The 13,118-nt window shown below is 43.3% G+C and carries 8 protein-coding genes; 2 read left to right on the top strand and 6 right to left on the bottom strand.

Features of this window, described 5'->3' with window-relative positions:
- Positions 1-219: 219 nt before the first annotated feature.
- Together porV and porU are read right to left on the bottom strand one after the other, a co-directional pair.
- Entirely contained in the window at positions 220-1,398 is a 1,179-nt protein-coding gene (gene porV / locus W7W_RS0114960; RefSeq protein ID WP_010664516.1) for a type IX secretion system outer membrane channel protein PorV, read from the bottom strand.
- 179 nt (positions 1,399-1,577) lie between these two features.
- Positions 1,578-5,387: a type IX secretion system sortase PorU gene (gene porU, locus W7W_RS0114955; RefSeq protein ID WP_010664515.1), complete on the bottom strand. Its 3,810-nt coding sequence runs from the start codon at positions 5,385-5,387 to the stop codon at positions 1,578-1,580.
- Between the two features lie 608 nt (positions 5,388-5,995).
- On the opposite strand from porU, the gene gldJ reads away from it, so the two are divergent.
- Both gldJ and W7W_RS0114940 read left to right on the top strand, forming a co-directional pair.
- Complete coding sequence (gene gldJ, locus W7W_RS0114945) at positions 5,996-7,483, top strand: gliding motility lipoprotein GldJ (RefSeq protein ID WP_010664514.1); 1,488 nt, start codon at positions 5,996-5,998, stop codon at positions 7,481-7,483.
- Between the two features lie 75 nt (positions 7,484-7,558).
- Positions 7,559-8,860, top strand: a complete 1,302-nt coding sequence (locus W7W_RS0114940) for a UDP-N-acetylmuramoyl-tripeptide--D-alanyl-D-alanine ligase (RefSeq protein WP_010664513.1) — start codon at positions 7,559-7,561, stop codon at positions 8,858-8,860.
- Here the strand turns inward: W7W_RS0114940 and W7W_RS0114935 are convergent.
- Genes W7W_RS0114935 through mtaB form a run of 4 tightly spaced genes read right to left on the bottom strand, consistent with a single transcriptional unit; the run spans position 8,857 to position 12,970 of the window.
- Entirely contained in the window at positions 8,857-9,891 is a 1,035-nt protein-coding gene (locus W7W_RS0114935) for a glycosyltransferase family 2 protein (protein ID WP_010664512.1), read from the bottom strand. The two genes, W7W_RS0114940 and W7W_RS0114935, sit on opposite strands and share 4 nt — an antisense overlap.
- Positions 9,884-10,780 carry a lysophospholipid acyltransferase family protein gene (locus W7W_RS0114930; protein ID WP_010664511.1) on the bottom strand — a complete coding sequence of 299 codons (897 nt, stop codon included), beginning with the start codon at positions 10,778-10,780 and terminating at the stop codon, positions 9,884-9,886. Before W7W_RS0114930 ends, W7W_RS0114935 begins: the two co-directional genes overlap by 8 nt.
- Positions 10,777-11,577 (bottom strand): inositol monophosphatase family protein, encoded by an 801-nt coding sequence (locus tag W7W_RS0114925; RefSeq protein WP_010664510.1) that lies wholly within the window; start codon positions 11,575-11,577, stop codon positions 10,777-10,779. The genes W7W_RS0114930 and W7W_RS0114925 overlap by 4 nt, the downstream gene beginning before the upstream one ends.
- A gap of 22 nt (positions 11,578-11,599) precedes the next feature.
- The gene (gene mtaB, locus W7W_RS0114920; RefSeq protein ID WP_010664509.1) at positions 11,600-12,970 is read right to left on the bottom strand and encodes a tRNA (N(6)-L-threonylcarbamoyladenosine(37)-C(2))-methylthiotransferase MtaB; all 1,371 of its coding nucleotides are present in this window, start codon (positions 12,968-12,970) and stop codon (positions 11,600-11,602) included.
- Positions 12,971-13,118 lie beyond the last annotated feature (148 nt).

The raw sequence follows: 13,118 nt of genomic DNA, 5'->3' as shown, positions 1-13,118 counted from the left end.
CCTACCGGGGCTTTTCCATTAAATCTAACGCTATTGCTACCAAACTGTCGCCCCGCTGGGGCTGGTTCACCATCAATAGGAAAACCGAATAAGAATCAGTCACCGTTCATCAACCTCCAATCATACCTCCTGGTTGTTAGTTCTTAGCTCATCTCTCATCCCTCACCTCTCAAATCTTTTTCATATCTCAACCTTCATTTCTCATTCCTCAATCCTAACTTACTGCCCGATCATCTGATCCAGGTCCAGCCCCAGAGTAAACCGGACGGTGTTCGCCAGCGGGTTGTTCTGAACCACCGGAATGATGTAGGAAGCATCGATGGAAAGCATGTTGAACTTCAGCCCCACACCGGCAGTGAAATATTTCCGGTTTCCTTTGTTTTCATGCTCGTGGAAATAACCTGCGCGAACAGCAAACTGCTTGTTGTACAGGTATTCGGCTCCCACGCTCACATTGATCTCCTGGAGTTCTTCTTCCATCCCTCCCGGAGCATCGCTGAAAGATTGAAAGATTCCGGAGATGACAGACACGTTGTCACTTTGAAAAACAGAGTTGTTTTCTTCTACCTCCTGATAATCGGGGGTTGGAACCAGAAGTTTATTTAAATCCAGTGCTACAGTGAGTTGGTTGTATTCATCAAGATTTGTTTTCAATGCAGTTCCCAGTCTCAGGTTGGTGGGAATAAACTGTTCAATATTTCCGTCGTAGGAGATTTTACTACCGATATTTGAAATGTTGATACCGGCACTCAGGTTGGCGTCATTTCCGCCAAAGTCAATTTCATTCTGATAGTAGAATGCAAGATCTGCCGCAAATGAGTTACCTGCCTGATAGGTTTCACTGCCTGCAGAATTACTGAAATTCATTTGAAGGTCGGAGCGTATGTACCGAAAGGCAACTGATCCGGAGAAGTGATCGGATAAAACGCGACTGTAGGCCGCATCTATAGCAAACTCGTGAGGAGAAGCATTTCCCTGTGGTTGTGCATCTTCCGACATAAAAGTAATATCCCCCAGCGAAAAGTAACGAATAGATCCGCTGATGGTCTGCATGTCATCCAGTCTTAAAAATCCTGCCAGATAGTAAAGGTTGATGTCGTTAACCAGCTTTCTGAGCCAGGGTGTGTACGAGAGTGCAACACCCGATTCTTTGTCGATAAATGCATACTTTGCCGGGTTCCAGTGCTGGGAATTCACATCGGGAGAAATGGCCACACCTGTATTACCCATGGCACCTCCTCTCGATTCCGGAGCTATGTCAAGAAACGATACGGCAGTGCTGATAATATTTTGCTGACCACTGAGGTTGACATCATCATCCTGAGCCGTGGTAAATTGTGCAATACCAAGAAACAGGATTGCTAAAAGTGCTTTACTGCAAGATTTTTTGTTCATCATTTTGTTTTTTCCTTGTTATTTAGTGTTTGTCTATAAAAGTCCAACTTCTGCGTTGTTGCTCAAAATCTAAATCCTCAGATACCTTAGTATTCTGTGGTTTTAGATTTTTCACACGCCTTGAATTTGACCTTCCTAGTTCAAACACGTGAAAAACGCTTAGTTTATGGACAGGCACTATATTATGGTGCGGGCAAAAGTTTGGCCACTACCTGCGATTCTTCTCCGTTTTGCGGTGTCAAAATTATGCGTACAAAACAAATCTGCGAATAATTCCAACCCGATTTTTCCATTGGTAACTTGTATGGCCCTATAACATTTCCAGTGGATATAATTTCATCTTCAACAGTTCCTGTTACTTTGCCGCCACTGTCTATGAATTGAATGGTTGCCTTTAGCAGCGCATTGGGTACATCCGTTTGCATGTTGAGGTAAACCTCCTGTCCGGGAGCTACCGGGTTAGGCCAGACAGAAAAATTACGGATATTCATTCCATGGCTTGGGTTAACATTGAAACTTAACGTTGCGGTGGACGAATTATTGTAATTATCCCACACTTTAAGTGTCAGGTTATGTGTTCCGTTTTCGAGCAGAGGTAGCTGAAACTGAAGTGTTCCTTTCTGATATTGATCTGTGTCTGCCGTAAAAGCATCGTTCAGTACCAGTGGATTATTGGTATCTTCATCAATAATAAGTGTGATGTTGTGACCGATGCCAATACCTGAGGTATTGATTCCTGATTCATCAAAAATTTCTGCGTAAAGAATCGGTCTCGATCCCGTGGTTTGGCCCGATGCAAAACCCGGATGATTTAGGTAAAGGTTTACTTGAGGTCCCTGATTGTCGGCATCGGGATTTTCACTGATGCCGCCAATTACCACATCAGAAAAAGCTCCGGCAGCTTCTGTGCCATCATCAGAAATGGCATAGTAGCTGATTCTGCCATTGTCAAAATTGTATCTGATGTCTTTGGGAATAACAAATTCCAGAGAGAAGTTTCCGTTGGTGACAGTGGCTTCTCCTTTAAATAGAATGTTTGAAAATTCTTTGAATTCGAATGGTTCGTTACCTCCGTTGCCAAGGGTTCGGGTATTCACGGCTTTATCGTAAACAGTAACCGAAACATTACCGGAAAAATTATTGATATGCTCGCCATCTGTATTTTTTATGATGCCGGTTATTCTGTTTTTGGTTAAGGCACGAAGGGTGTCCGGTTGATCGAATACTTCAATATTGTTGAGGGAAGCCGTAGCAACCTCGTTGGCAGGATAAATGAGGCGCAAAGCCGGATCTCCCAGAAGTGTGAAATTGAGTTTGTTGGTATTGGCGCCCGATTCAAGTTTGGTGCGACGCATCATTTCTCCGAATCGCAGCGGCAAACCGTTTTCGTCTTTTTCGAAAGCGTGGTTGTAAAAGGCATTGTTGAGCGTGAAGTTAAGACTCGAATAGACAATTCTTGTAGTGGATAAAAGTGCTATGCCTCCACCATTGGGATGGAGGAATACCTCTTCTCCTGCTGAGGTGTGATTATGGTTGTCGAACCGGCTAAATTCACAAGTGGCAGTTATGAACAAAGGAAGTCGGCTTTTATTGTTCCAGTTTTTTATATCTGTTCTGGTAATCAGTTTCTCGTGTGCAAGGTTGTTTTCGCTGCCATGGCCGGTATAATTAAAAATCAGTGTCCCTTCTGTAATTGCCTGCATTGTTCGGGTTTTGGCTTCCGGGAATTCTTTTCCCACAGCACCGGTGGTCATGGGGAAGGCGTCAAAGTAGATTTTATTCAGATCAAATTGCTTGTGATTGGCTGAAATTTTCTGGGTCAGTCGGTCGGCATCTCTTACGTGAATATTGTAATCTCCATCGTCGCCCACAAAGGTAAGTTTGGTTTTCCATTTTCCGTTGTCCTGATTCTGTAGGTAGGCTTCAGATTTGTCAACTGCAGTAACCGCCTGTTCTATGGAGGTTACCGGAAAACGCCCTATGCCGATATCCAGACGGTCGTTTCTCAGGTCATCGCCTTCGTCATCATCCAGAAAACCAAAGAAATCGTCGGTAACAAATGTAGATGTCTGATAAATGGAATTATCGGACTGATAAGTGGGCAGGGGTGCGGCCGGAGTGTTGTTTAGATGCCTGTTGTCATAGGTCCCGTCGCCAAAAAGCAGTAATAATTTGGGCGAAATCGCCACATTGTCGCCGGCACGGTCGTATAGCATTTTCAGGAATGCTCTGATGGCTCCCGGATCCGGATGCCCCCATGAAAACTCATTGTATATCTGATCCCGGTTTGCAATAGTTACCGTCAATTCTGAATGTTGTTTATGCAAATTTGCCAGTCTTCCGGCTTGTCCCATAAATTCAGGAGGTGCTACAATTACCATTTCTGCAGGAGTAGTAGCGTGCAGATTTTGGTTTTCCACATTTCCAATAAACTCAGGTTGAGGAAAATTCTGAGATGGATTGAAGGCCACGTATTCTTTGATTTCGTCTGCCCGGGCTGTGAAATGAAGGGTGCCATTTTCTATTTCTGTTTCCATTTGTAAGGGAACCAGAGGGTTGCTGATGTTCCAGACAAGGTCTGAGCCGCTCGCCTGGGCAATTTCATAATTGACAATTCCTCCGGGGATAACGACTGACTGGTCCCGAAAATCAAAAGAACCGTTTTCCATCGAGAGATGTCCCCGTCCGTTGATTATGAAATAATCTAGCCATCCGATGGAGGTGGTGGAGGCATTACTATAGGTGTAATTGATATTAAATTTGGAGCTTTCAGGTAAAAACGTATGATTTCCGGTGGCCAAACGTAAATAATATCCCAGATAGTCGCTCAGGGAGACGGTATTGATGTAAACCGTTTGTTCGGCGGACTCACCTATTTGAATGTCGAAAGCCTGACTGGAGTTGGACCGACCTGCAACCTGGGTGTGAAAAAGAGCCTCTTCTCCTGTGATAAGATTGGGTATTTCCACCTCGAAATTTCTCGACATGGCGATGGTGGAATTAAATTTTTCTCCCAGCCATTGATTGCCCGAATTCAGAATGTTTTCATTTTCCAGGGCATGAAAGTAAAGTGCATCGTAAGACTGGGTTGTGGCAGTTGTTGTTCCTGCCGGAGATTGTTGTTGTTCAGGAGTTCTTACTGTTCCGGATACCTCCGATAAAAAGAAAAAGGCCATCGGCGAAAATTGGTGGTTCCGGAAATTGAACATCTCTGAACCCGGATCATAAATCCAGTTCCAGGTTCCGGGACTGTAAAAGAACAGTGCATTTCCGGTGTGTAGGGTGCCAATCGGGGGCAAATCGTCCGGACGTTCTTCGCTGTTGTTTATGGGCACCATAGCTCCTCCGTTTCCAAATACCTGAACTTTCGAAGGGTTTGTAAATCCCCATTGCTGAAGCGTTTCATACGATATCTTGTGTATTCCCCGCCGACTGCTTCCTGTTTTTACCCATTTGCCGGATGACAGAACAGAGTTGGATGCATATCGGTCGGATGCAGCTTTCAATTCAGCGCTTTTTTTGGGGGAGAAGGACACTTTTACTGTGTATTGAATAAGTTTCTTCCAGCCGTTGTTTGGTTCGGTGGATTGTTTGTAAGGAATTATTTCAACTTCCAGATATGCTTTTTTTCTAATGGTAACAATTTTGTATGAAAAACTGTTCGTCAGATCATTTCCGGTTATGTCTGTGAGATAATTACCTTTTGAAACAGAAACCCATTTCCCGGGGAAAAATTCAACACTGTCAATGATTGATCCGGAGAGATTGAAGTTTTCGGGCATAGGGAAGGAGCTTGTATAAACGGGTATCCCGGATTCTTCATCATAATAACCGCTTCCTCTGAAGGGTAAGACCGGATATTCAGCAGAATCATTCCACGAAAGATGGTCTGAAAAGGTAACGGTCTGTTTTTCCTGAGCGTTGGCAGAACGTCCCGAAACGAAGATCGTCAGGATAAAAAGGAAAAATAATATGTTGCGGCGTACGGCCATAATAACAAATTCTTAAACGATGGTAAATTTCTTTTGTCAGCTGCTAACTAACTGCAAAGAAATGGAAAATTAACTGTTAAATCAGAACACAAAAATAATTGAATGGTTTTAACCTGCATTATTTTAAATGATCTATTACTAGTCTTACGCTATTGGTGAAATAAAAGTGTATTTGCTCATTATAATTTGAAAACAGATTGCATTTTTCTTTTTTTATTTTGTGTGTTTTAGATATCAGAAACATCTCATAACTAAAACTCCTGACTAAAACAGGGGATTGGACTTCTTTTTACTGAGAACGAATAAAAATGTTTTAGTTTATTTAATGGGAATTTCTTTTTTTTGCAAAAAATAGAATAAAGTTGCTCCAACGGTATAACCTTTTTTATTTTTATGAGTATAAAAACAATGAAATTGTGCATTGTCCGTTATCATTTAAAATATGTATTGTAATTGTTGGATTGAGGTTGCACAATGGTGCAGAAGCTTAATTTACAACCGTAAAAGGTGATGCGCAAAATTTAATTGGGATAAAAATTCTTGCAGAATGCACTGAATGTTTATCTTTGTTACTTGATATTAGAAAAGAATTCCAAGAAAAACAAGTTATGAGATTGAAATCCAGACTTTTTACTCCCGCGCTAATGCTGGGATTGATGGTTTTAGCATCTTGTGGTGGTGGTGCCAAAAAATCTGCCTCGTCCACAACGGGATGGGAATATAACGATCCTGAATCCGGAGGGTTTGAGTATCAGGCCAATTATGAACAGGAGACCGGTCCCGGCCTTGTGTTTGTAGAAGGTGGTACATTCATTATGGGAAGTGTTGAGGAAGATGTAATGAAACGATGGGACAATAGTCCTCGCAGAGTTACTGTTCGTTCCTTTTATATGGATGAAACCGAGGTTCGCAATGTGGATTATCGCGAATATCTTTTTTGGCTGAACCGCGTATTTATTGATATGCCTGAAGTTTATCGCAAGGCATTGCCTGATACACTTGTGTGGCGTCGTCCACTGGCTTACAATGAGCCTATGGTGGAGAATTACCTTCGTCACCCGGCATACAGCGAGTATCCGGTAGTTGGTGTAAGCTGGTTGCAGGCATCTGATTATGCAGCATGGCGTACCGACAGGGTTAATGAGCACATTCTGGTTGAGATGGGAATTATTGAGCTGGATTTGCAACAATCCGGAGCCAATAACTTTGATACCGAAGCCTACCTTTTAGGACAATATGAAGGTGTAGCTGGTAAAAATCCCATGCAGGATTTGAATCCTGAAAGAGATACCCGCCGGGTACGTCCCAGTGATGGTATTATGCTTCCGCGTTATCGTCTTCCAACTGAGGCTGAGTGGGAATATGCTGCTTATGGTCTTGTCGGAAATTCTTATCAGGAACGCCTGACCGATCGTCGGATTTATCCCTGGGATGGACATACACTTCGCAATCCATCTAAAAAGGAGAGAGGTCGTATGATGGCTAACTTTGTTCGTGGCCCAGGTGACTACATGGGTATGGCCGGAGATTTAAACGATGCGGGTGACATCACTGTTCCTGTGAATTCATATTATCCCAATGATTTTGGACTCTATTGCATGGCAGGAAACGTTAATGAGTGGGTTGCCGATGTGTATCGTCCTTTGTCCAATGAGGATACTCATGAATTCAGCCCTTTCCGAGGAAATGTTTTTGAAACAAAGATTCTTGATGAGGAAGGTTATGTGGTTGAGAAAGACGAATATGGTGAAATAAGATACCGCCAAGAGACAGACGAGGATATTCTGGATCGCAACAACTATCGTACAGCTGATAATGTCAACTATAAAGATGGAGATAATCAGTCAAATATTTCCATGGGTGGAAACTGGTCAACCAGTGAGAAAAGCACAGATAATATGTATGCTGACAGTCCTGGTATTATGAGTAGTACAATCTCGGACCGTACAAGAGTATATAAAGGTGGTTCATGGCGCGACCGTGCCTACTGGCTAAGCCCTGGAACACGTCGCTTCCTTGATGAGCGTGAATCCAGAGATGACATCGGATTCCGTTGTGCCATGACACGTGTGGGTACTCCATATAGTGCGAAATAACAATTTTCTGGATTTTAGATAGAATATCATAACAGGGGCCGGGTTTTTCCCGGCCCTTTTTAGTATTGTTTTCCAATGAACTTGAGTATAGCAGAAATCTACGAGATTTTCCTTCAATCTGGGAAGGTATCTACCGATACCCGGCACATTATTCCGGGCAGTATCTTTTTTGCCTTGAAAGGTGAGCGGTTCGACGGGAATAAGTTTGCCAAAGAGGCCCTTAATAAAGGTAGTGTATTGGCTGTGGTGGATGATGCATCGCTTAACGATGAAGAGGGTTGTTGCCTGGTGCCTGATGTATTAAAAACTCTTCAGAATCTTGCACTTCATCATCGCAGGAAGTTGAATATTCCTGTTATCGGAATTACCGGCACCAATGGTAAAACTACCACAAAGGAACTGTTGGCTGCTGTTCTGGCGAAAAAGTATAATGTCTGGTTTACTCAGGGGAATTTTAACAATCATATCGGTGTTCCCCTCACCTTATTGAGTATTCCTCCCGGTACACAAATTTCGGTTGTGGAGATGGGGGCCAATCATGTAGGGGAAATTGCTGGTTTGTGTGCCATCGCCAGACCTGATCACGGGCTTATTACCAATGTGGGAAAAGCTCATCTGGAGGGATTTGGATCATTTGAAGGGGTTAAAAAGGGCAAAGGAGAGTTGTACAGTTTTATTAAGGAAAACGGGGGTGAGATTTTTATTAATGTGGACAATCCTCATCTTATGGAGATGATTGGAGAGTATCCCTGGATTGGGTATGGAACTGGAGAGGGGGCTGTGGTAAAGGCTTCTGATGTTTCCGCTGATCCGCTGCTTCATTTTTTGCTAACCACCTCAAGGGTTGAGAAGAAACCTGTTCAGACCTGCCTTACGGGGTTGTATAATCTCGACAATGTGCTTGCGGCTGCTTCTGTTGCCCATTATTTTGGTGTTGAGGAGGAGCTGGTTGTTGAAGCCCTGGAAAACTATGTGCCACAGAACAACCGGTCACAATATTTTAATTCAGGCAAGAATCAGGTACTTTTGGATGCCTACAATGCCAATCCTTCGAGTATGCGTGTAGCACTTGAGAATTTTAAAGCCATCCAACATTCGCGTAAGATTTTGGTATTGGGAAGTATGAAAGAGATGGGGGCTGATAGCCTTGCGGAACACCTTGAACTACTTCAAACAGTAGGATCCCTGACCTTTGACGCATGTTATCTTACGGGAGAAGAATTTAAAGATATTGTTCCCGACGATAAACGTTTTTGCTGGTTTGAAAACACCGTTGAACTTAAGACCTATCTGGAATCACATAAAATCAGAGATGCCTTTTTTCTGATAAAAGGAAGTCGTGCCAACAGACTTGAACAAGTGGCAGATGTGCTTTAATTTTTGAAGTTTAACTCCGAAAACCGCTTCATTCCACGTAGGAAAAAAATCATGATGATACTTTGAGGGTAGATCTCCGCATGTGTCGTTGTGGTAACGTTTTTAAGCAAGATATTGCGTTCCTTACGCAGTTCCGGAACTCGTTTAAAATAATCGCGATGCGCACGGCAAACAGCTCTTGAGTGTTCAAATCCATCAGATACCAGGAACTTAATGGCGGCGACTCCGTCCAGGAACAAACGTGTAAGAATTGTTTTCCTGAGTTTGTTGGGCGGGAGGTTGCGATAAAGCATGAATAAGTTGTTGCGGAAATTGAGATATGTTTTGTGGGGCGACATGGCATTGAGGGTGCCACCCCCCAAATGGAATACTTCACTTTGAGGAACGTAATAAATGCTTTTTCCGCGATTTTTCATCCTCCAGCACCAGTCAATTTCTTCCATATGGGCAAAAAAATGCTCGTCAAGACCTCCTGAGAGGTTAAATTCACCGGTTCTGACTAAAAGTGCAGCACCGCTTCCCCATAAAATATCGCCGGCTTCGTTGTATTGTTGATGATCTTTTTCTATGTTATCAAAGATGCGTCCTCTGCAAAAAGGATAGCCCCATATGTCGATGAACCCCCCTGCAGCGCCTGCATATTCAAACATCTCAGGATTTTTCATGTCTTTGATTTTTGGAACACATGCTGCACAGTCCGGAGTTGATTCCATATGGTTGATAAGGGGTGTGAGCCAGTCCGGTGACGGAATGACATCAGAATTGAGTAAAACAGAATAGGTGGCATCTATTTGCTGTAGAGCCCTGTTGTACCCTCCGGCAAATCCATAATTTTTATCGAGGCGGATGAGTGAAACATCTGGAAATTTTTCCTGCACAAGCTCCTGTGAACCGTCAGTGGAGCCATTGTCTGCCACCACAACCTTGACTCCCGGCTGGTTTGAGTTTTTCAAAACATCGGGAAGAAACTGTTCCAGCATAGAGTGGGTATTCCAGTTCAGGATTACTACTGCTACTTTTGATTCAGGCATAGGTGCTCTTCATTTTTGAGAATTCACTCTGATACTTCCATCTTTTGTGTGACCAAAGCCACAGCTCAGGACGTTCAATGATGCTCTTTTCCAGCTGTCTGACATGCCACTCGGTGATTTCGTTTTCTTCCGTTTGAACGGGTTCTTTTTCGAAGGGCACGATGCTGATATGATAATGACCCCGTTTGGGTTTTGAAACCTTTAAATAGACCACAGGACCGTTCACCATTTTTGCAATTTTTTCCGGTCCGGTTAGGATGGGGGTTTTTTGAGTGAGAAAATTGGTCCAGTATTGTATTTCGCTTTTTGCAGGACTCTGGTCCGCTATCAATCCAAGGATAAACCGGTTGCTTTCTTTTCTGAGTCGGGCCACCAGACGCAGAGTCTTTTTCATGGTAACGTTTTTTGACCCAAATCGTGCACGCAAATCCAGCATATAGCGGTCAAACCATCGGTTTTTTAATGGTCTGTAAACGCTGTAGCTTCCTGCTTTTATGTGCATATTAATGGCGGGAACCCACTCCCAGTTGCCGTAGTGTCCCAATATGGCAATGACATCTTTACCTTCTTCTGTGGCGCGGTCTATTATTTCGGTGTTGCCAAAAGTTATGCGTTTGTAAATCTCTTTGTCTGAAATGTGCTGAAGCTTTATGGTTTCCACAAAGAGATCGCAAAAATGGCGGTAGAATTTTTTGAGAACCTCTTTGTGCCACTTAATCGATTTCTCCGGAAATGCTTTGGCCAGATTCTTCAGGATGATTTTTTTTCTGTAGCCGAAAATTGAAACAGGATAAAAAAGGAAATCGGATATTGCGTACAATGCCGGAAAAGGGAGCCAGGATATTAGCCATATCAAAGGGTGCCAGATGTAATAGGCGAGTTTGTTCATTTCTGTTTTTTCATGTAATTATTAATCACCTCCTGCATTTCAAAAAACATTTTGTCGTTTCCGCATACGATTTCCTGACCAAACAGAAAATTATTTCCACCGCTGAAGTCGCTCACCTTTCCTCCTGCCTGTTGCACTAAGAAAGCACCGGCAGCAACGTCCCATGGCTTCAGGTTGTATTCGTAAAATGCATCAAAGCGGCCGCAGGCAACATATGCCAGGTCGGCAGCTGCCGAACCCAGACGACGTAACCCGTGACTGTTCTTCATGAAAAAATCGAGCGTATCCATGAAGTTGCTAATCAGACTGTAGTTGGTGTATGGGAAACCGGTGGCAATAAGGCTGTCGGCAACGGTGGCATTGTCTGAAACATGTATTGGCTCGCCGTTCAACAGGGCGGGACCGCCTTTCCAGGCATAGAAACATTCATCCATTCCCATTTCATATACTACTCCAACCACAATTTCATCTTCTTCCTGAAGAGCTATGCTGATGGCATAAGGGTATAAACCATGAATGAAATTGGTGGTGCCGTCGATGGGGTCAATAATCCAGTTGTAGGTTTCACCTGTTTTATCGGATGTGTTCTCTTCTGCTATAAACCCGGCTTCAGGAAGAAGCTCCCCTAAAGCTTTTACAAGCTTCTCTTCCGAGGCTTTGTCGATTTGGGTCACAAAATCGTTCCGGCCTTTTGATTCTACCGATGGCTTGTTGTTTTGACGGTATTCCTTTACAAACTTTCCCGTTTCACGGGTTATTTGCACGGTGGCTTCACATATTTGTTTGAAATCAGGCATAGTTTCTAAAATTTATGGGTTGTTAAAGTTGCATATTTTCCGGAGAATAACGGAATCCGTTTTTCCCGGAAGTGTTTTTGGCCATCTCAATGGTCATATTTCCTGTCTGAGGAGATACTGTTTTGAGTTTCACTTCAACAATCTTATTGGCCAGTTCTTCATTAAAAGCATGTTCAATCCGAAGATAGTTCTCCGAAAAACCGTGCATAATTCCATCGGTGGCATGCTCTTCAAAAAGTACTTTAGCGGTGGTGTGCTCAAACTGTTGGTAGAATCTCCGGGTTTTATGGGCCGAAATCTCATGTAACAGGGCACTTCTGCGTTTTCTTTCTTCATGAGGAACCGAATGCTCAATTTTAAGGGCTTGTGTATTTGGCCGCTCTGAATAAGTAAAAACGTGAAGTTGTGAAATATCAAGATTGTTCAAAAATGAACGTGTTTCCTCAAAAGCTTCGTTCGTTTCACCCCTGACTCCTGTGATTACATCCACTCCAATGAATGCATCAGGAACCAGCGTATGTATGGTTTCCACCCGGTTTCGGAAAAGTGTTGTGTCATATCTTCGTTTCATAAGTTTCAGAACTTCATCACTTCCCGATTGTAAGGGGATGTGAAAATGAGGCATAAATTTTTCTGATTCCGACACAAAACGAATGATCTCTTCTGTTAACAGGTTGGGCTCAATGGAAGAGATGCGGAACCGCTCCACATTTTCTACTTTTTCCAGTTCTTTGATGAGATTATAAAAGCTTTCACCCGTACTTTGTCCAAAGTCACCGATGTTCACTCCGGTGAGGATAATCTCCCGGGCTCCGGCATCTCCGGCCTCCCGTGCTTGTTCCACTGTCTCGGCGATGGTGGCATTGCGCGATCGTCCCCTTGCCAGCGGAATGGTGCAGTAGGTACAGAAATAATCACAGCCGTCCTGAACTTTCAGGAAAGTACGTGTGCGGTCCCCTGATGACCATGATGCCATGAAACGCTTGTCTTTGGCTATGTTTCCGGCATGAACTTCAGTTTTTTCGAGTTTCTCCAGAGAACCGTGATAAAAAGACATATCCAGTTTTTCGTTGCTTCCCAGCACCAGGTCAACACCTTTCATGTTGACAATATTTTCCGGCTTTAGCTGGGCAAAACAACCGGTTACCACAATAAATGCCTTCGGATTGATTCGTAAGGCCTTATTGATGGTGTAACGGCATTTTTTTTCGGCTGTTTCGGTAACAGAGCAAGTGTTAATCACATAAATATCTGCCCCGTCATTAAAATTGACACGGACAAATCCCTCCTCCTGCAAGTGACGTGCAATGGTGGATGTTTCGCTGAAATTGAGCTTACATCCCAAAGTGTAGAAGGCCACTGTTCTTCTCGTAAACTGTGACTGGTCTATCATTTAGCGGATAGTTAAAATTTTCTGATGACTGCCCCGGGGCAGATGAAATTTAAAGTAATTGAACTTGCAAAGATAAGAAGGTTTTTTAATCAGTGGTTTCCCGTTACAAGATTTAGATTGCTTCACTATGATACCGATGACAGATTAA

This window comes from Marinilabilia salmonicolor JCM 21150, from assembly GCF_000259075.1.
Lineage (GTDB): Bacteria > Bacteroidota > Bacteroidia > Bacteroidales > Marinilabiliaceae > Marinilabilia > Marinilabilia salmonicolor.
This window is presented reverse-complemented; position numbering and strand designations above follow the sequence as displayed.

What these genes read in the sequence shown, in the direction of transcription:
- porV (WP_010664516.1), bottom strand. Translation starts at nt 1,398, where the DNA reads ATGATGAACAAAAAATCTTGCAGTAAAGCACTTTTAGCAATCCTGTTT.
- porU (WP_010664515.1), bottom strand. Translation starts at nt 5,387, where the DNA reads ATGGCCGTACGCCGCAACATATTATTTTTCCTTTTTATCCTGACGATC.
- gldJ (WP_010664514.1), top strand. Translation starts at nt 5,996, where the DNA reads ATGAGATTGAAATCCAGACTTTTTACTCCCGCGCTAATGCTGGGATTG.
- W7W_RS0114940 (WP_010664513.1), top strand. Translation starts at nt 7,559, where the DNA reads ATGAACTTGAGTATAGCAGAAATCTACGAGATTTTCCTTCAATCTGGG.
- W7W_RS0114935 (WP_010664512.1), bottom strand. Translation starts at nt 9,891, where the DNA reads ATGCCTGAATCAAAAGTAGCAGTAGTAATCCTGAACTGGAATACCCAC.
- W7W_RS0114930 (WP_010664511.1), bottom strand. Translation starts at nt 10,780, where the DNA reads ATGAACAAACTCGCCTATTACATCTGGCACCCTTTGATATGGCTAATA.
- W7W_RS0114925 (WP_010664510.1), bottom strand. Translation starts at nt 11,577, where the DNA reads ATGCCTGATTTCAAACAAATATGTGAAGCCACCGTGCAAATAACCCGT.
- mtaB (WP_010664509.1), bottom strand. Translation starts at nt 12,970, where the DNA reads ATGATAGACCAGTCACAGTTTACGAGAAGAACAGTGGCCTTCTACACT.